Origin of the sequence: Pseudomonas benzopyrenica, assembly GCF_036884265.1 — a bacterium.
Taxonomy (GTDB): Bacteria; Pseudomonadota; Gammaproteobacteria; order Pseudomonadales; family Pseudomonadaceae; genus Chryseomonas; species Chryseomonas benzopyrenica.
The window spans coordinates 1428956-1446625 of record NZ_CP145723.1; the positions used below are offsets into that span (position 1 = coordinate 1428956).

The 17670-nt window shown below is 66.3% G+C and carries 14 protein-coding genes and 1 pseudogene; 6 read left to right on the forward strand and 9 right to left on the reverse strand.

Annotated elements, in window-relative coordinates:
* Positions 1-28 precede the first annotated feature (28 nt).
* Together V6W80_RS06550 and V6W80_RS06555 are read left to right on the forward strand one after the other, a co-directional pair.
* Positions 29-1513 carry a SulP family inorganic anion transporter gene (locus V6W80_RS06550; protein WP_184291407.1) on the forward strand — a complete coding sequence of 495 codons (1485 nt, stop codon included), beginning with the start codon at positions 29-31 and terminating at the stop codon, positions 1511-1513.
* A gap of 13 nt (positions 1514-1526) precedes the next feature.
* Positions 1527-2378, forward strand: a complete 852-nt coding sequence (locus V6W80_RS06555) for a universal stress protein (protein ID WP_338546282.1) — start codon at positions 1527-1529, stop codon at positions 2376-2378.
* Between the two features lie 42 nt (positions 2379-2420).
* On the opposite strand, the gene V6W80_RS06560 is transcribed toward V6W80_RS06555, so the two are convergent.
* The gene (locus V6W80_RS06560; protein ID WP_338546283.1) at positions 2421-3335 is read right to left on the reverse strand and encodes a LysR family transcriptional regulator; all 915 of its coding nucleotides are present in this window, start codon (positions 3333-3335) and stop codon (positions 2421-2423) included.
* A 118-nt stretch (positions 3336-3453) separates the two neighbouring features.
* Between V6W80_RS06560 and V6W80_RS06565 the strand changes: the two genes are divergently transcribed.
* Positions 3454-3714, forward strand: coding sequence for a DUF2798 domain-containing protein (locus V6W80_RS06565; RefSeq protein ID WP_017638984.1), 261 nt, complete (start codon positions 3454-3456; stop codon positions 3712-3714).
* 22 nt (positions 3715-3736) lie between these two features.
* On the opposite strand, the gene V6W80_RS06570 is transcribed toward V6W80_RS06565, so the two are convergent.
* The gene (locus tag V6W80_RS06570) at positions 3737-4390 is read right to left on the reverse strand and encodes a DUF998 domain-containing protein (RefSeq protein WP_338546284.1); all 654 of its coding nucleotides are present in this window, start codon (positions 4388-4390) and stop codon (positions 3737-3739) included.
* Positions 4391-4521: 131 nt separating this feature from the next.
* Between V6W80_RS06570 and V6W80_RS06575 the strand changes: the two genes are divergently transcribed.
* Complete coding sequence (locus V6W80_RS06575; protein ID WP_064306710.1) at positions 4522-5391, forward strand: LysR substrate-binding domain-containing protein; 870 nt, start codon at positions 4522-4524, stop codon at positions 5389-5391.
* A gap of 204 nt (positions 5392-5595) precedes the next feature.
* Here the strand turns inward: V6W80_RS06575 and V6W80_RS23990 are convergent, their stop codons facing one another.
* From V6W80_RS23990 to V6W80_RS06590, 4 genes and pseudogenes are all read right to left on the reverse strand, one after another.
* Positions 5596-6468 carry a methyl-accepting chemotaxis protein gene (locus V6W80_RS23990; RefSeq protein ID WP_430707805.1) on the reverse strand — a complete coding sequence of 291 codons (873 nt, stop codon included), beginning with the start codon at positions 6466-6468 and terminating at the stop codon, positions 5596-5598.
* A 33-nt stretch (positions 6469-6501) separates the two neighbouring features.
* Positions 6502-7509, reverse strand: a pseudogene (locus V6W80_RS23995) (methyl-accepting chemotaxis protein); the annotation flags it as partial.
* Between the two features lie 635 nt (positions 7510-8144).
* Positions 8145-9791, reverse strand: coding sequence for an acetolactate synthase large subunit (locus V6W80_RS06585; RefSeq protein ID WP_017638980.1), 1647 nt, complete (start codon positions 9789-9791; stop codon positions 8145-8147).
* 152 nt (positions 9792-9943) lie between these two features.
* Positions 9944-11092 (reverse strand): YbfB/YjiJ family MFS transporter, encoded by a 1149-nt coding sequence (locus V6W80_RS06590; protein WP_338546286.1) that lies wholly within the window; start codon positions 11090-11092, stop codon positions 9944-9946.
* A 102-nt stretch (positions 11093-11194) separates the two neighbouring features.
* Between V6W80_RS06590 and ptrR the strand changes: the two genes are divergently transcribed.
* Both ptrR and V6W80_RS06600 read left to right on the forward strand, forming a co-directional pair.
* Positions 11195-12079: a putrescine utilization regulator PtrR gene (ptrR, locus tag V6W80_RS06595; protein ID WP_064306708.1), complete on the forward strand. Its 885-nt coding sequence runs from the start codon at positions 11195-11197 to the stop codon at positions 12077-12079.
* A gap of 50 nt (positions 12080-12129) precedes the next feature.
* Positions 12130-13050: a Gfo/Idh/MocA family protein gene (locus V6W80_RS06600; RefSeq protein ID WP_338546288.1), complete on the forward strand. Its 921-nt coding sequence runs from the start codon at positions 12130-12132 to the stop codon at positions 13048-13050.
* 535 nt (positions 13051-13585) lie between these two features.
* On the opposite strand, the gene trmA is transcribed toward V6W80_RS06600, so the two are convergent.
* From trmA to V6W80_RS06615, 3 genes are all read right to left on the reverse strand, one after another.
* The gene (trmA, locus tag V6W80_RS06605; protein ID WP_338546289.1) at positions 13586-14674 is read right to left on the reverse strand and encodes a tRNA (uridine(54)-C5)-methyltransferase TrmA; all 1089 of its coding nucleotides are present in this window, start codon (positions 14672-14674) and stop codon (positions 13586-13588) included.
* A 60-nt stretch (positions 14675-14734) separates the two neighbouring features.
* Positions 14735-16030, reverse strand: coding sequence for an NCS2 family permease (locus V6W80_RS06610; protein ID WP_064306703.1), 1296 nt, complete (start codon positions 16028-16030; stop codon positions 14735-14737).
* A 121-nt stretch (positions 16031-16151) separates the two neighbouring features.
* Positions 16152-17543 (reverse strand): MFS transporter, encoded by a 1392-nt coding sequence (locus V6W80_RS06615; RefSeq protein ID WP_064306702.1) that lies wholly within the window; start codon positions 17541-17543, stop codon positions 16152-16154.
* Positions 17544-17670 lie beyond the last annotated feature (127 nt).

The window sequence follows — 17670 nt, forward strand, 5'->3', positions numbered from 1 at the left end:
ACGGGTCAGGCACAGGTGCGAGTTGTCCATGTTGAATACCCTCAAGACGCATTGGTTTTCCAATGTGAAGAACGATGTGCTGTCCGGATTGGTCGTCGCCCTGGCGCTGATCCCCGAAGCCATCGCCTTTTCCATCATCGCCGGACTCGATCCCAAGGTGGGGCTCTACGCCTCCTTCTGCATCGCCGTGGTGATCGCCTTCGTCGGCGGTCGCCCCGGCATGATCTCGGCGGCTACCGGCGCCATGGCGCTGCTGATGGTGACCCTGGTCAAGGAGCACGGCCTGCAATATCTGCTGGCCGCGACCCTGTTGACCGGGGTGCTGCAGATCGCTGCTGGCTATCTGCGCCTGGGTGCGCTGATGCGCTTCGTGTCCCGTTCCGTGGTGACGGGCTTCGTCAATGCCCTGGCGATCCTGATCTTTCTGGCCCAGTTGCCCGAGCTGACCCATGTCGGCTGGGAGGTCTACGCCATGACCGCCGCCGGACTGGGCATCATCTATCTGTTCCCGCTGCTGCCGGTGGTGGGCAGACTGCTGCCCTCGCCGCTGGTGTGCATCCTGGTGCTGACGGCCGTCTCCCTCGTCCTGGGGCTGGACATCCGCACGGTGGGTGACATGGGACAGCTGCCCGATACCCTGCCAGTGCTGCTCTGGCCCCAGGTGCCGCTGACGCTCGACACCCTGCTGATCATCTTGCCTTACTCCCTGGCACTGGCCGTGGTGGGGCTGCTGGAGTCCCTGATGACGGCCACCATCGTCGACGACATCACCGATACGCCCAGCGACAAGAATCGTGAGTGCAAGGGGCAGGGGATCGCCAACATCGCCGCCGGCCTGCTGGGCGGCATGGCGGGCTGCGCCATGATCGGCCAGTCGGTGATCAACATGAAATCCGGCGGACGCACCCGGCTGTCAACACTCTGCGCCGGCGTCTTCCTGCTGCTGATGGTGGTGTTTCTCGGTGACTGGCTCGCCCGGATCCCCATGGCGGCCCTGGTCGCGGTGATGATCATGGTCTCCATCGGCACCTTCAGCTGGGATTCGATCCGCAATCTGCGGCGGCATCCGCTCTCCACCAACCTGGTGATGGTGGCCACCGTGGTGGTCGTGGTCGCCACCCACAACCTGGCGCTCGGCGTGCTGGTCGGGGTGCTGCTGGCTGCGCTGTTCTTCGCCAACAAGGTGGGGCACCAACTGACGCTGACGTCCCGTCTGGAGGCGCCCGGCGTTCGCGTCTACGAGGTGCGTGGTCAGGTGTTCTTCTCGTCCACCGCGGCCTTCATCGAGGCCTTCGACTTCAAGGAGGTGCTGGACGAGGTACGGATCGATCTCAAGGCGGCCCAGTTCTGGGACATCACCGCCGTCGCCGCCCTGGACAAGGTCGTGCTCAGGTATCGCCGGGAAGGCGTGACCGTGCAGGTCCTCGATCTCGATCAGGCCAGCGCGACCCTGGTCGACCGCTTCGGCATCCACGACAAACCCGGGGCCAGCAGCCAACTGCTGGGCCACTGAGGAGGGCGACACCATGAGCAAGATCATCGCCTGTATCGACGGCTCGCCCCTGGCGGGCAGTGTCTGCGACCACGGTGCCTGGCTGGCCCGGCGCCTGGCGCTGCCCCTCACCCTGCTGCATGTCCTGGAGCGTAGCCTCTATCCCACAGCCCCCGATGCCAGCGGCGCCATCGGCCTCGGTTCGCGCGAGCACCTGCTCGAAGAACTGGCGCGGCTGGACGAGCAGCGCGCGCGTCTGGCACGTGCCGATGGCGCGGCCCTGTTGGCTGGGGCCGTGGAGCGGTTGCAGGGCAGCGGGCTGGTCAAGGCGCCTGCCATGCTCCAGCGGCACGACTACCTGGTGGATACCCTGCGCGAACTGGAGGCGGACATGAGCCTGCTGGTGATCGGCAAGCGCGGCGAGCATGCCGGTCGCCGCGGTATCGGTAGCCAGTTGGAAACCGTGGTGCGCACGCTGCACAGGCCCATCCTGGTGTGCGCCGCCGACTTCCGCGAACCCCAGCGCTTTCTGCTCGCCCATGACGGCAGCGAGGCCACCCATCGGGGATTGCTGGAGGTCGCCAGGAGCGGGTTGCTGGCAGGGATGCAGGGCGAGGTCTTGCAGGTCGGTGAGTCCACGCCGGCGCGCGTGGCCGAACTGGAGGCCGCTGCGGAGCTCCTGCGTACCGGCGGCAGCGAGGTGACGACCCAGCTCGTGGCAGGGCATCCGGCCGAGGTGATTCCCGAGCGGGTCCAGGCCTCTCGGGCCGACCTGCTGGTGATGGGTGCCTACCGTCATTCCGCTGCCCGGCGCTTGCTGCTGGGCAGTCAGACGTCCCACCTGTTGCACCACACCGACATCACCACCCTGGTACTGCGTCCCTGAGAGAGCGGCCCTGGTCGCTACGGCGGCCAGGGCTTTCGCCTGTCAGGAGCCCGGCTGCAGGGCCTGTTCGAGAAAGTCGATGAAGGCGCGGACCTTGCCGCTCAGCGCGGAACGCTCGGAAACGCAGGCATAGATGTCCATCGGCTCCGACTGCGCGGCGGTGGCGTCCTGGCTCTGGGCGTCGAACAGCGGCACCAGCTGGCCCCGCTCGATTAGCGGCAGGGCGACGAAGTCCGCCAGGCGCGCGATGCCGCCCCCGTTCACGGCGAGCTGGGCGATCATGTCGATGTCGTCGCAGACGAAGCCAGGGCGGGTGGCCGCCTCGAAGGTCTGACCCGCGCGCACGAAGCGCCAGGGCAGATAGCGTCCATCGGTGGGATAGCGGAACAGCAGGCAGGCGTGCTGCTGCAGCTCTTCCGGGGTGCGGGGTGTGCCGGCCTGTTCGAGATAGGTGGGCGCGGCGCAGAACACAAAGGCACGAGAAGCGATCCGGCGGGCGACCAGGCTGTCGCTCAGCTGCGCCTTGATCCTCAGGCTGACATCGATCTGTTCCAGGCGATGATCCAGGCGCCGGTCGCTGCCGATCAATTCGATGTCGATGCCCGGATAGGTCTGTTTGAACGCCGGCAGCAGCGGCGCGAGCAGATGGCGGCCAAAGGCGGCGGTGGTGGCTATCCGCAGCGATCCCTGCGGCTCGCTGGCCAGGGTCGCCAGGTGGGCGGCAACCTCGACGTCCTGGGGGATGTGCCGGACTTTCTCGAAATAGCGGGCGCCGCTTTCGGTCATGGCGAGACGGCGCGTGGTCCGCGACAGCAGCCGTACGCCCAGATGTGCCTCCAGGCGAGCGATGCTCTGGCTCACCGCGGCCGCGCTCAGGCCCTGAGCGCGAGCGGCGCCGGCGATGCTGCCCGCTTCCACGACCCTGATGTAGGTACTGATCAAGCCCAGGATGTCCATGGGGGCCCTGCCGAAGGATTCGTTGATTTCTGTTTATAGTGAACCAAGGCGGAGAAGGCTACCGGCAGATATTCGCCCTTGTAAGCTTGGCCTCGATTCCTTGACCCGAGGCAACCCGATGAATCCGATCAGTCCTGCTACCTCCACCAAGCGACGCTTTCCCAAGCGGGCGACGCCCTATGTCTTCGCCCTCTATATGTCGACCATCATGGCCCTGCTGATGTGCCTGGTGATCACCCTGGCGGAGTTCGGCTTCGACGCCGACTACTTCAGGAATGTGATGAGTGCCTATCAGGTGGCCATGCCGTCCGCCTTCGTCTGTGTGTTGCTGGTACGGCCTGTGGTCGCCCGGCTCGTCGCCCTGACCGTCCATGCCTGAGCGGTTTCAGGCGGCTGGTCGGTCACGGCTGGTCACCTGGGCTGCGCCTGGCCATTCCGCTCAGGACGGCGAGCCAGCCGACGCCCACGGCATAGTTGAGGCGCTGGTAGAGCCCGAAGCCTTGGCCGTCGGCGACCGCGCTCGCCATCATGCCTGCGGTGACCAGGGCCAGCAGGGTGCAGATCGCCGAGAAGACAGCCAGGCCGGGCGAGGCCAGCAACCGCTTGCCGAGCCACGCCCAGAGCGCGCTCGCCAGGGTCAGCGACAGGAACATCACCAGGCCGGCCAGGTTGTGCAGTTGCTGGGAAACGGAGGGCTGCAGCGGGGCGCAGCCCTGGTCGCAGGGGAACAGCCCGGTGGCGAAGCTCGCCAGGCCGTGGAGCAGGATCAGGGCCGCGCTCAACCCGGCCAGGCGCGACGTGCGAAAACGTCTGGCCAGCCCCAGGGCGACCAGCACGAACAGCACCCCCAGAGGAACGTTGTTGAGCCAGGCGGAAAATCCCTGAGTGGGCGCATCGACAGCCCCCAGCCGACTCAGGGCATGATCGACATGGCTGTAACCGGGATACGCCAGGGCGGTCAGTCCTACGCCGATAGTCAACCAGAACGGAATCAACAGACCCGTGCCCAGCAGCAGCCGATCCATGCGGTTCCAGGCGAACGTCCTCGTCATCATCACTGCTGCTGCCTCCCTGGTATCGTCTGGTCATGCTAGGAGGTGCTGGCGGGGGAGCGTTACGGATTTTTTTGCAAGGCAGCTTGCCCAGGCGTCATCCTGGGGCGCCCCGCTGCCAAGGATGACCGCTGATGACTAGACGCCTGCCCAGTACTACGGCGCTGGTGGCCCTGGAAGCGGCCGCCCGCCATCTCAGCTTCGCCAAGGCGGCGCAGGAGTTGTCGCTCAGCGAGGGCGCCATTAGCCGGCAGATCGCCAAGCTGGAGGCTGCACTGGGCGTCAGACTGTTTCTGCGGATCGGCAATCGCGTCGAGCTTTCCGCTGCCGGAGCCCGCTATGCCGCGCACATGCGCACGGCCCTTGCCGACATCGAACGCCACACGCGGCAACTGGTCGCCCAGGCCCGCGGCACCACCGCGCTGGAGATTGGCGTCATTCCGACCCTGGCGGGTCGCTGGCTGATCCCGATGCTGGCGCGCTTCCAGGCGCGCCATCCGGACATCGAGGTCAATCTGCGCGAGCGGACGCAGCCCTTCGCCCTGGAAGACAGCGGACTGCACGCCGCGATCAACTATGACCATCCGGTCTGGCACGGTCTGCGGGTGCAGCCGTTGTTTGAGACGCAGCTGGTCGCGGTCTGTCATCCACGTCTGGCGGGCAATCCTCCGGCCAGCCTGCCGCTCCTGCACAAGCTGGAGAGTCCGCACAGCTGGGCCCGTTATGCCACGCTCACCGGGTTACCCCTGGGCGCCCAGGCGGTTGGTCCTACCTATGATCGCTACTCGCTGCTGATCGAGGCCGCCAAGGCCGGCTTCGGCATGGCCCTGGTACCTGAGCACTACATCGAGGAGGATCTGGCCGCCGGCCGACTTCAGGCGCCCTGGCCGGTCCTGCCGGAGCTGCGTGAACGCTATGTGCTGGTCACCCGTCCCACGACGGAAATCGATTCCGCGCTCGCAAGTTTCGAACGCTGGCTGCTGGAAGAGGCGAGGATGGGGTGAGGGAGATCCGGTCGTAGGTTGGGTTGCGACGGCTCCACCGTCGAAGCCCAACGGCCCAGTGTTCAGCTAACTGGCGTTGGGCTTCGCTGTGCTCAGCCCAACCTACCTTTTGTGCCGCGTTTTCCTTCCTGCTGGAAGTCCATCCCAGGCGCTCCCTCTCCCTTGGGGAGAGGACCGGGTGAGGGGAAGGAGCGCCCGCCAGGATCACACCTTGAAGCGTGTCGTTATCTCCTGCAGGCGCACACCGATACGGGCGAGCTCCATGCTCGACGAGGCCGTCTCCTCGCTGGCGGCGGCGGTCTGGTCGGAGATGTCGCGGACGTTGGTGACGTTGCGGCTGATCTCTTCGCCGGCCGAACTCTGCTGCTCGGCCGCGCAGGCGATCTGTTCGTTCATCGACTCGATGTCTTTCACCGACTGGGTGATGCGCTTGAGCATCTCGCCCGCCTCGCGGGACAGGCCGACGCTGCTGTCGGTCAACTGCACGTTATGGTCGAGCACCGTCGCCATGCGGTCGGTGCTCTGGTGCAGACCGGTGATGAGCTGGGCGATCTCGTCCGTCGAGGAGCGGGTACGCTGGGCCAGGCCGCGGACCTCGTCGGCGACCACGGCGAAGCCACGTCCCGCCTCGCCGGCACGGGCGGCTTCGATGGCGGCATTGAGCGCCAGCAGGTTGGTCTGCTCGGCCACCGCCTTGATCACGTCGAGCACGCCGCCAATGCTGTCGGCGTGGCCACGGAGGGTGGCCATGGCCGCCTTGGTCGACGCCATCTCCCGGGCCAGCAGCTCGATCTGGTCGATTGCCTTGCTGACCGATTGATCGCCTTGCTGGGCCTGGCGACTGGCGTCCAGCGCGGACTTGGCCGCTTCGCCAGCGTTGCGCGCCACCTCGTGGGTGGTGGCGGTCATTTCCTGCATGGCGGTGGCGATCTGGTCGGTCTCGACCTTTTGCGACTGCACCCCGGCGCTGGTCTGCTCGGTGACCGCCGACAACTGCTCGGCAGCGCTGGCTACCTGGACGACACCGTCACGCACCTCGCCAATGAGACGCCGCAGGTTGCCGGTCATGCGCTGCATGCTGGTCTGCAGGGCGCCCAGTTCATCCTTGCGGGTGACCTGCTGCTGATGGGTGAAGTCGCCGCTGGCGACCATTTCGGCCAGCGCCACGGTGTCCTGCAAGGGTTTGACGATGGAACGGGTGATCAGCCAGGCACAGGCCAGGCCCAGGGCGATCGCGATTGCCAGCCAGATCAACAGCAACTGGCGGGCATTGGCCACGTCGGCCGCGCGGAATTCCTGCTGGATGGCGGTGAGCTTGTCGGCGATGGAGAGCAGGGTGGTGATGGTGGTGGTGATGCCGCCCTGAGCCTGGTCCACCTGCGCCTGCGCCGCCACCAGTTGTTCGAGGCGCTGCCCGTAGCCGGAGATTTCACCGAGCAACTTCTGCACGGTCTCGGCCGGCAGAGCCGTGGCGCCGAGCGCCTTGGCCTGGGAGAGCGCGGCGTTGACGGAGTCGCGTGCTTTCTGTTCGCTGTCCTTGCCGGGTGCAGTGGCATAGCCACGGAAATCCACTCGCATCCGCTGCACGCCAATGAAGAGCGCCGCCAGCTGCTGGCGATCGGCGGGGCGACCGGTCTCGCCGTTCGCCGCTTCAGCCAGGGTGAGCAGATGGGTGTTGGCGGCCTCGGCCGCGGCGCTGGCGACCTTGCGGATGGCTTCCCGCTCGCGGGTGGCGGCGATCGTCTGATCGTAGAAGTCGCGATAACGCTTGAGGGTGTTGTCCGCCTCGTCGAGCAGGGTCTGATTAATCGGAGATTTGAAATGCGGAGCGATGCCGTGCAACTGGGCTTCGGTCTTTTCCAGGGCGGCGAGCCACTTGGCCGCCTGGGCATCATCGGCCTTGGTGAAGTACACCAGTCGCTCGATGCGCATGTCACGGGCCACGGTGCTGTAACCGGCGATGTCGTTCATGCGTTCGCTGCGATCGCGCAAGGTATCGGTGGCCGACCAGCCGGTGTAGGCCACCAGCAGGATCATGCCGATGAGCAGAGCGAAGCCGAGGGCCAGCTTGGCCCTGACGGTGAGATTGCTTAATACATTCCAGCTATTTTGCTGCATTTGGACTACCTGGATAGCGGAGCTCTGGATGACGCCGGCCACGGGGCCAGCGTCTTCTTGAGGGTTACGGCAGCCTCTGTTTCGTCAGCTACCGGCAGGGCCGGTGGGCGCGAAGGGCGCTTGGCATCTTGTGCGAGTAACCACGGGTATTCCCCTAGGCGCCTTGGGCAAGACCTGACCTCGCCCTGCCGCCTGCAGGCGCGGACGGGCAATCAGACGATTGCGGTCTCGCGCCGAGGAAAGCAGCGGATGAGGGGGTACAGCCACGACGGTGCTTAAGGTCTCCTTAATAGAGGCGCGATTGCTGGAAGGTTTAAAGCCAAGCGATAGGCTGCACAATTACCGGGATATGCGGCCTGTTCTGGTTGAGATCTCACATCGTATCTTTTTGATTTTATTGATAAAACTTGCTGAATAGTTTGACTAAATACAAGGAAAAGTCGTCCTTTTTCACAGGTAAGGCGTGCTGAAAGCCTGATAAGACGCCTCCCTTCATGGCAATTCCAAGACGCTTGCCCATGGCGACGACCTGGGTGGGCTGGCGCGGCGAGGCGTTCGGGACGCCGTCGTGGGCCCAAGCAAAAACGCCCCGACCTCATGGCCGGGGCGTTCCCTTACCTGACTGACCTACTCGATCAGACCGCCGCGCTGCGCTCCTTGATGTCCTGGTGCAGGATGCGGTCGTTCTCGGAGTAGTCCACCGGGCAGTCGATGACGTGGACGCCGGGGGTGTCCAGGCAGTGCTGCACCAGCGGGGCGAAGGCCGCCGCGCTTTCCACGCGATGGCCCTGAGCGCCGTAGCTTTCGGCGTAGCGGACGAAGTCCGGGTTGCCGTAGTCCAGGCCGAAGTCCTCGAAGCCCATCTGCGCCTGCTTCCAGCGGATCATGCCGTAGCCGTCGTCGCGCAGGATGATGACCACCAGGTTCATCTTCAGGCGCACCGCGGTTTCCAGCTCCTGGCTGTTCATCATGAAGCCGCCGTCGCCGCACACCGCCACGATGGGGGTGTTGGGATGGACCAGGCGCGCGGCCATGGCCGACGGCAGGCCGGCGCCCATGGTGGCCAGGGCGTTGTCCAGCAGCACCGTGTTGGGCATGTAGGCCTTGTAGTTGCGGGCGAACCAGATCTTGTAGATACCGTTGTCCAGGGCGACGATGCCGTCGGACGGCAGCACGTTGCGCAGATCGGCCACCAGGCGCTGGGGGTAGACCGGGAAGCGGTCATCGGTGGCGCCTTCGGCGACGTGGGCCTCGTTGGCTTCGCGGATGGTCAGCAGGCGGTCGAAGTCCCAGGTGGGCTGGACCTCGATGCGCTCCTTGATCTCCCAGATGGCGTTGGCGATGTCGCCGACCACCTCGACCTGGGGGAAGTACACCGGATCGACTTCGGCGGAGCGGAAGTTGATGTGGATGACCTCGGTGCCGCCGCGGGTCATGAAGAACGGCGGCTTCTCGATCACATCGTGGCCGATGTTGACGATGAGGTCGGCGGACTCCAGGGCGCGGTGCACGAAGTCACCGGCGGAGAGGGCGGCGTTGCCCAGGAAGCGCGGATGGCGCTCGTCGACCACGCCCTTGCCCAGCTGGGTGGTGACGAAGGGGATGCCGGTCTTCTCGATCAGCTGACGCAGCACCCGCGCGGTCATCTTGCGGTTGGCGCCGGCGCCCAATACCAGCACCGGGCTGCGGGCGTTTTCCAGTTTGGAGACGGCGGCGGCGATGGCCTTGGCCTCGGCGACCGGACGGCGGCTCAGGCTCGGCGGTACCGGCAGGCTCTCGGTGTGCTCGTCGGCGATGTCTTCCGGCAATTCCAGGTGCACGGAGCCGGGCTTTTCTTCCTCGGCGAGGCGGAAGGCCTCGCGGATGCGCGACGGGATGTTGTCGGCGGAGGCGAACTGGTGGGTGTACTTGGTGAGCGGCGCCATCATGCGGCACACGTCGAGAATCTGGAAACGACCCTGCTTGGATTTCTTGATCGGCTTCTGGCCGGTCAGCATCAGCATCGGCATGCCGCCCAGGTAGGCATAGGCGCCGGCGGTGACCAGGTTGGTGGCGCCTGGACCGAGGGTGGAGAGGCAGACACCGGTCTTGCCGGTGAAGCGGCCGTAGGTGGCGGCCATGAAGCCGGCGGACTGCTCGTGGCGAGTCAGGATCAGCTTGATCTGCGAGGAGCGACGCAGGGATTCCAGCAGGTCCAGGTTCTCTTCGCCGGGAATGCCGAAGATGTATTCCACACCCTCGTTTTCCAAGCAGCGAACGACCAGATCGGAGGCCTTCATCATGAGTGTTGTATTCCTTGTAGGGTGGATGGCGAGCGCCTGAAGCGCCTCCTCTATGAGGCGCGGCGGTCACTGTACTCAGGAACGGCGAAACATTTCAAAACAAGGAACCACCCAGTTTTACTTCTGTGACGAATGGCCGCAGCGGAAACGATTCAGGCGAGGCAGCGTTGTAGCGACGCCTTGGCGCGGCGCAGGTGCAGCCCGGCGAACAGCAGGCCCAGAGCGGCGATCACCAAGGCCGGTTGCAGGTCGCCGGCAAAGTGACTGCTCACCGCGCCGAGCAAGGGACCGAGCAACTGGCCGCTGGCGAAGCTGGCGGTCAGTACCCCGGCGTTGCGTTGCGGCGTGGCCGGTGCCAGCTCGCGGCCGTACTGCATCACCAGCTGCATGCAGGCGAGGAAGGGGCCGCCACAGAGCAGCACCCCGAGGAACAGCGCCAGGCTGCCCGGCAGGAGGCAGAGCAGCACACCTGCGGCCTGCAGCCAGAGGGTGGCGATCAGCCAGCGGCGGGTATCGGTGCCCGGGCGACGCAGGCTCACCAGCACCACGCCCAGGGCTGCCGCCAGGCCATAGCCGGGCCAGAAGAGGTCGGCCTGCCACTGGCCGTGGAAGCGGCTGGCGGCCATCTGCGAGAGGAAGGTCGCCGGCAGGATGTAGCCGACGCCCACCAGGCCATAGGCCAGGATCAGGCGGTTGAAGGCGGGCGAGCGCTTGGTCGGCGCCGCGGCGGTGGTAGGCAGCGGGGTGGCGGGACTGCGCCGTGGCAGCAGCGGCAGCAGTGCCAGGGTGGCCACGCTGGCGAGCAGGCCGTAGCTCAGCCACAGCTGGTTGGAATCGCCACCCAGGCGATTGCTGACCAGGGCCATCAGGCCGCTGATGAGGATGCCGACCCCGGGACCGGTAAAGACCAGAGCGCCCAGGCGTGGCCGTCCGGCCTCGGCGGCCAGGGGCTGGCTCAGACCGGTCACCATCACCAGCACCCAGGCACTGGCCAGGCCGGTGCCGAAGCGCAGCAGCGCCTGGGCGGCCAGGCCATCGGCCAGCAGGGAGGCCAGGGTCAGGCCGGCGCAGAGCCAGAGGCCTCCGACTAGGCGCGCATGGGTGCGACGGGCGAAGAGGGCGTCCAGGGCCCCGAGCAGATAGCCCAGGTAGTTGGCCGCGGCCAGCAGACTGGCGCCGGTGAGGTCGATCTGACCCTCGGCGATCAGGTGGGGCAGGGCGGGGGTCAGGGCGAAGCGGCCGATGCCCATGGCGGTGGCCAGGGCCAGCAGGCAGGCCAGCAGGCGGGTAGTGGCGGTCATCGAAAAGGCTCCGGTAACAGATGGATGCTGACAGCCTAGGCCTTGAAGTTAATCAATAAAAACGAATAATAGAGAAATAGATGTTCAGCTAAAGAGAAAGGTATGGAATTCGCCGAATTACGCATCTTCCAGGCGGTGGCTGAGGAGGGCTCGCTGGTACGGGCCGCCGAGCGGCTCAACCGGGTGCCCTCCAATCTCTCCACGCGCCTGCGCCAGCTGGAAGACAAGCTGGGGGTGGAGCTGTTCCTACGCGAACGCCAGCGGCTGCACCTGACCGCCGCCGGCCACCGGCTGCTGGACTACGCCCATCGCCTGTTCGCCCTGGCCGACGAGGCACGCAGCGCGGTGCAGGGCGGGGAGCCGGCCGGCACCTTCGTCCTGGGTTCCATGTTCAGCACCGCAGCCATCCATCTGCCGGGGCTGCTGGCGCGCTACCACCAGCGCTATCCCAAGGTGAATCTGCAGGTGCACAGCGGCCCCAGCGGCGAACTGGTGGAAGGCCTGCTGGCCGGTCGCCTGGACGCCGCCCTGGTGGACGGCCCGGCGCCCGATGTGGCGCTGGAGGGCCAGCCCTGGTTCGAGGAACGCCTGGTACTGATCACCGGGCTGGAACTCGGCCCGGTGCGCTCACCGGCCGACGTGGCCGGGCGTCCGGTGTTCGGCTTTCGCGCCGGTTGCTCCTATAGACGCTACCTGGACACCTGGTACGCTGCGGCGGGGGTGCCCAGTGGACCGGTGATGGAGATCGAGTCCTACCACAGCATGCTGGCCTGCGTGATCACCGGTGGGGTGGCGCTGATGCCGGAATCCATGCTCGACAGCCTGCCCGGCCGCGAGCGGGTGCAGCGTCACCCGATCCAGGCGCGTTTCGCCCAGGCCACCACCTGGCTGATGTGGCGCAAGGGCCGTGAGGGGGCCAATCTGCGCAGCTGGCTGGAGTTGCGCGAGAGCCTGCAGACCGACCGCGAAGCTGTTGCTTTGGTGTGATGATTGCCTGATCCTAGGCGGCGGACTCCTACCGTCTACCGAGGACGATCATGATAAGAATAGCCATCGTCGGTTTGGGCAAGATCGCCCGTGACCAGCATCTGCCGGCGCTCGCCGCCAATCCCGACTACGAGCTGGTCGCCGTGGCCAGCCGCAACGCCCAGCTCGACGACGTCGCCCACTATCCCAGCCTGAGCGCCCTGCTCGAAGACGGCTCGGCGATCGACGCCGTGTCGCTCTGCGCGCCAGCGGCGGTGCGTTACGAACAGGCGCGCGAGGCCCTGGCCGCCGGCAAGCACGTGATGTTGGAGAAGCCGCCGGGCGCGACCCTGAGCGAAGTGGACGCCCTGGCCCGCCAGGCCGAGGCGGCGGGGCTGTCGCTGTTCGCCACCTGGCATTCGCGCTATGCCCAGGGCGTGCAGCCGGCCCGCGAATGGCTGGAAGCCAAGCGCATCCAGGCGGTGCGGATCGAGTGGAAGGAAGACGTGCGCGTCTGGCATCCCGGTCAGGCCTGGATCTGGGAACCGGGCGGCATGGGTGTCTTCGATCCGGGCATCAATGCCCTGTCCATCGTCACCGCCATCCTGCCGCGGCCGTTCTTTCTCAAGGAGGCGACGCTGCAGGTCCCCGGCAACTGCCAGACCCCGGTGGCCGCGCAACTGGCCTTCGTCGACAGCGCCGGCGTGCCCATCGCCGCCGACTTCGACTTCTTGCAGACCGGACCCCAGACCTGGGACATCCACGTCGACACCGATGCCGGTCGCCTGACCCTGAGCAAGGGCGGCAGCGAGCTGTACCTGGACGGCCAGCTGACCCACCAGGGCCCCGACCGGGAGTACGCCGGCCTCTATGCCCGCTTCGCCGAGCTGGTCGCCCAGAACCGCTCCGACGTGGACGTGGCCCCGCTGCGCCACGTGGCCGACGCCTTTCTCTATGGCCGGCGCGAGACGGTGGCGGAGTTTCACGAGTAGGGCCTCCCTCGCCCCGGCCTTCTCCCCGGTGGAGAGGGGTGGCATGGTGGGCCCTGGTAGGTTGGGCTGAGCAAAGCGAAGCCCAACAGGTGGCTTGGCTGTTGGGCTTCGACGATGGAGCCGTCTCAGCCCAACCTACGGCTCGGTCTCCTATCCCAAGGGAGAAGGGGCGTCATGGTGGGCTCTTGTAGGTTGGGCTGAGCAAAGCGAAGCCCAACAGGGGGGCTTGGCTGTTGGGCTTCGACAGTGGAGCTGTCTCAGCCCAACCTACGGCTCGGTCTCCCTCACCCCAGCCCTCTCCCGCGGGGAGAGGGGGCGTCATGGTGGGCTTTTGTAGGTTGGGTTGAGCGCAGCGAAGCCCAACAAGGGTGCCTGGCTGTTGGGCTTCGACGGTGGAGCCGTCTCAGCCCAACCTACGGCTCAGTAGCCTCCCTCACCCCAGCCCTCTTCCCAAGGGAGAGGGGCGCTCAGCCCCGGCGTAGGGTGGAAAACGGCGCAACCTTTTCCACGCGGATTACCTCGACGCTCAAAGCCCTCACCGCCGCTCCAGCAACACCCCACTCTCCATGTGGTGCGTCCAGGGGAACTGGTCGAACAGGGCGCAGCGGGTGATGCGATGGGTGTCCTGCAGCTGGGCGATGTTCTCGGCCAGGGTCTCCGGGTTACAGGAGATATAGAGGATGCGTTCGAAGCGGCGGGTCAGTTCGCAGGTGTCCGGGTCCATGCCGGCGCGGGGCGGGTCGACGAAGACGGTGCCGAAGTCGTAGCTCTTGAGCTCCACGCCGGCCAGGCGGCGGAAGGGCCGGACCTCGTTGAGCGCCTGGGTCAGTTCCTCGGCGGAGAGGCGCACCAGGGTGACGTTGTCCACGCCATTGTTGGCCAGGTTGTGCAGGGCGGCGTTGACCGAGGTCTTGCTCACCTCGGTGGCCAGCACCTTACGCACCCGACTGGCCAGCGGCAGGGTGAAATTGCCGTTGCCGCAATAGAGCTCCAGCAGATCGTCGTCACGCGCGCCCAGGGCGGTATGGGCCCAGGCGAGCATCTTGCCGTTGACCGTGCCATTGGGCTGGGTGAAGCCGCCCTCGGGTTGCAGATAGCGGTAGGTTTTCCCGGCCACCTCCAGTTCTTCGAGCACATGGTCGCGACCGATCACCAGGCGCTGGCCGCGGGAACGACCGATCAGGCTGATGCCGAGGTTGGCGGCCAGGCGCTCGGCGGCGGCTTGCCAGGCGGCGTCCAATGGCCGGTGGTAAGCCAGGGTGATCAGCGCATCGCCGCTCAGGGTGGTGAGGAATTCCACCTGGAACAGCTTGAACGACAGCGCTACGTCCGCCTGCCAGCCGGCCTTGAGGCGCGGCATCAGGTCATTGATGCGCTGGCTGGCGATGGGGAAGTCTTCGATGAGGATCGGCGTGTGCTTGTCGCCCGGGGCGAACATGGCGTAGTGGCGTTCCTCGTTCTCCCGCCACAGGCGGAATTCGGCGCGCAGCCGGTAGTGCTGCAGCGGCGAGGCGAAGACCTCCGGCTCGGGAGCCTGGAAGGGCGCCAGCAGTTCGCGCAGGCGGTTGGCCTTGGCGTCGAGTTGAGCCTGGTAGTCGGCGGGAGCGAAGGAAGGTTGGGACATGGTAGATCCGGGGCAGGGTGAGGCGGGGAGACCTCGGGGCCGGAGCCCCGAGGAGAGGGGTCAGGCGTTGAACCAGCCCAGCTTGATGACGAACAGGATCGACAGCACGATCAGTGCCGAATTCAGCTCGCGGGTGCGGCCGGACAGCAGCTTGATGACGGTCCAGGCGATGAAGCCGAAGGCGATGCCGTTGGCGATGGAATAGGTCAGCGGCATGGCCAGGGCGGTGACCAGCACCGGGGCGGCGGTGGTCAGGTCGTCCCACTCGATCTCGGCCAGCCCCGAGGTCATCAGCACGGCGATGAAGAACAGCGCCGGGGCGGTGGCGAAGGCCGGCACGCTGCCGGCCAGGGGGGCGAAGAACAGCGCCAGCAGGAACAGCACCGCGACCACCACGGCGGTGAGGCCGGTACGACCACCCGCGGAAACCCCCGCGGCGGATTCGATGTAGCTGGTGGTGGTGGAGGTGCCCAGCAGCGAGCCGAACATGGCGGCGGAGCTGTCGGCGATCAGGGCGCGGCCCATCTTCGGCAGGTGGCCATCCTTGCCCATCAGGCCGGCGCGCTTGGCGACGCCGATCAGGGTGCCGGAGTTGTCGAACAGGTCGACGAACAGGAAGGCGAAGATGACGCTGATCAGGCCGACGTCCAGGGCGCCCCGGATGTCCAGCTGGAGGAAGGTCGGTGCCAGCGACGGCGGCATAGACACCAGACCGCCGAAGGCACTGACGCCCAGGGCGATGGCGATCACGGTGACCACCAGGATGCCGATCAGCACCGCGCCGGTGACCTTGCGCGCTTCGAGCGCGACGATCAGGAAGAAGCCGAGGATGGCCAGCAGCGGACCGGGTTTGGACAGGTCGCCCAGGCCCACCAGGGTCGCCGGATTACCCACCACGATGCCGGCGGTCTGCAGGGCGATCAGCGCCAGGAACAGGCCGATGCCGGCGGCGATGCCCGAGCGCAGCGGGAGCGGGATGCTGTTGATGATCCATTCGCGGATGCGGAAGATCGACAGCAGGAAGAACATCAGCGCCGAGAGGAACACCGCGCCCAGCGCCACCTGCCAGGTATGGCCCAGATGCAGGACCACGGTGTAGGTGAAGAAGGCGTTGAGGCCCATGCCCGGGGCGAGGGCGATGGGGTAGTTGGCGATGAGTCCCATGAGTGCCGAGCCGATGGCGGCGGCCAGGCAGGTGGCGACGAAGATCGCGCCCTTGTCCATGCCGGTGGCGCCGAGGATGCTCGGGTTGACGAACAGGATGTAGGCCATGGCCAGAAAGGTGGTGACCCCAGCCAGCAGTTCGGTGCGGACAGAGGTGTTGTGGGCCTTGAGTTGGAAGAGTCTTTCCAGCATGGGATGCCTCGTGCGCGCCGGTCTGATCGGAAAAAGGCGCGCATCATAACAGGTCGGTAAACACGGGTAAGACGCTAGGACCTACCCCCAATCGGCATCGCGTCGAGCACTGTCCGGTTGGTCAACTTCCAGAGGTATGGCCGCTGACCGAATCGCCGGCATTGCGGGCCAGGCGGAAGGCATCCAGGGTGCTCAGGATGCCGAGCACGGCCACGATGCAAAAGGCTAGCCGAAAGTCTGCCAATTGCGGGTCGAAATGGCCGTGCCACTCCATCGAGGCGCGTAGCAACAGGGCGGCGATGGCCACGCCCAGGCCCATGGCCAGCTGGAAATTGGTGCTGAAGAGGGTGGAGGCATGCCCCAGGCGGTCCTTGGGGATGTCGGCGAAGGCCAGGGCATTGCTGGCGGTGAATTGCAGTGAGCGGAACACCCCGCTGCAGAACAGCAAGAGCAAGATCAGCGGTAGCGGCCAGCCGGGGGTGAGCAGGCCGCAGGCCAGCAGGCTGAGAGCGCTGAGCAGGCCATTGACGATCAGGATGGTGCGCAGACCGAAGCGGCGCATGGTGGCGGTGGTAAAGGGCTTGGCCGCGAGATTGCCGGCGAATAGGGCCAACAGGAGCAGGCCGGCCTGGAAGGCGTCCAGGCCGAAGGCCAGCTGGAACATCAGCGGCAGCAGGAAGGGCGCGGTGGCGATGGTGATGCGGAACAGCCCGCCGCCGAGGATGGCCGCGCGGTAGGTGGGGATGCGCAGTGTGCCAAAATCGATCAGCGGTCGTTCGATACGGGCCATGTGACGCACCGCCTTGGTGCCGAGGATCAGCCCTATGCCCATCCAGGCCAGGTTGCTACCCAGGCTGCCCTGATTCTGGCCGAGGCGCTCCACGCCCCACATGAAGGCCACACAGGCCCCGCCCAGCAGCAGGAAACCGCGCCAGTCCAGCGGATGCCGCTGGGTGGGGATGTCGGCCGGCACCAGGCGCCAGGCTAGCACCAGGGCGATCAAGCCCAATGGCAGGTTGAGGTAGAAGATCCAGCGCCAGTCGGCATAGGTAGTGATCAGGCCACCCAGGGGCGGACCGAGCACGGGCGCCACCAGGCCGGGCCAGGTAATGAGGGCGATGGCCCGCACCAGTTCGTGCTTCTCCGTCACCTGCAGCACCACCAGGCGGCCCACGGGGACCATGAGGGCGCCGCCGAGCCCCTGAAGGATGCGCGCGGCGATGAAGTGTTCCAGGGACTGGGCTATCCCGCACAGCAGCGAGGCCAGGGTGAAGACGCCGATGGCCAGGGTAAAGACCGGTCGCGGACCGAAGCGCTCGGCGATCCAGCCGCTCACCGGGATACCCACGGCGATGGCCAGCAGATAGGCGCTGATGCCCAGGTTGAGGTCCACCGGATCACGGCCGAAGGACAGGGCCATCTGCGGCAGGGCCGTGGCGATCACGGTGGCGTCCAGGTTTTCCATGAAGAAGGTGAAGCTCACCAGGCCGGCGAGAATCTTCCAGCGTTCCATGAGTGCGCGCGTCCGGAAAAGAGGTGGGCTACTCTGCCTGAGGTGCTGCAAGGCTCGCCAGCCCTGGCTTACCGATAAAGGTCGAGGAATCGCCGGCACCTGCCAGCCAGACTGCCAGCGTCGAGAT

Bases quoted from the DNA above. Each gene is read 5' to 3' on its own strand.
- V6W80_RS06550 (WP_184291407.1), top strand. From the start codon at position 29: ATGTTGAATACCCTCAAGACGCATTGGTTTTCCAATGTGAAGAACGAT.
- V6W80_RS06555 (WP_338546282.1), top strand. From the start codon at position 1,527: ATGAGCAAGATCATCGCCTGTATCGACGGCTCGCCCCTGGCGGGCAGT.
- V6W80_RS06560 (WP_338546283.1), bottom strand. From the start codon at position 3,335: ATGGACATCCTGGGCTTGATCAGTACCTACATCAGGGTCGTGGAAGCG.
- V6W80_RS06565 (WP_017638984.1), top strand. From the start codon at position 3,454: ATGAATCCGATCAGTCCTGCTACCTCCACCAAGCGACGCTTTCCCAAG.
- V6W80_RS06570 (WP_338546284.1), bottom strand. From the start codon at position 4,390: ATGATGACGAGGACGTTCGCCTGGAACCGCATGGATCGGCTGCTGCTG.
- V6W80_RS06575 (WP_064306710.1), top strand. From the start codon at position 4,522: ATGACTAGACGCCTGCCCAGTACTACGGCGCTGGTGGCCCTGGAAGCG.
- V6W80_RS23990 (WP_430707805.1), bottom strand. From the start codon at position 6,468: ATGCAGCGCATGACCGGCAACCTGCGGCGTCTCATTGGCGAGGTGCGT.
- V6W80_RS06585 (WP_017638980.1), bottom strand. From the start codon at position 9,791: ATGATGAAGGCCTCCGATCTGGTCGTTCGCTGCTTGGAAAACGAGGGT.
- V6W80_RS06590 (WP_338546286.1), bottom strand. From the start codon at position 11,092: ATGACCGCCACTACCCGCCTGCTGGCCTGCCTGCTGGCCCTGGCCACC.
- ptrR (WP_064306708.1), top strand. From the start codon at position 11,195: ATGGAATTCGCCGAATTACGCATCTTCCAGGCGGTGGCTGAGGAGGGC.
- V6W80_RS06600 (WP_338546288.1), top strand. From the start codon at position 12,130: ATGATAAGAATAGCCATCGTCGGTTTGGGCAAGATCGCCCGTGACCAG.
- trmA (WP_338546289.1), bottom strand. From the start codon at position 14,674: ATGTCCCAACCTTCCTTCGCTCCCGCCGACTACCAGGCTCAACTCGAC.
- V6W80_RS06610 (WP_064306703.1), bottom strand. From the start codon at position 16,030: ATGCTGGAAAGACTCTTCCAACTCAAGGCCCACAACACCTCTGTCCGC.
- V6W80_RS06615 (WP_064306702.1), bottom strand. From the start codon at position 17,543: ATGGAACGCTGGAAGATTCTCGCCGGCCTGGTGAGCTTCACCTTCTTC.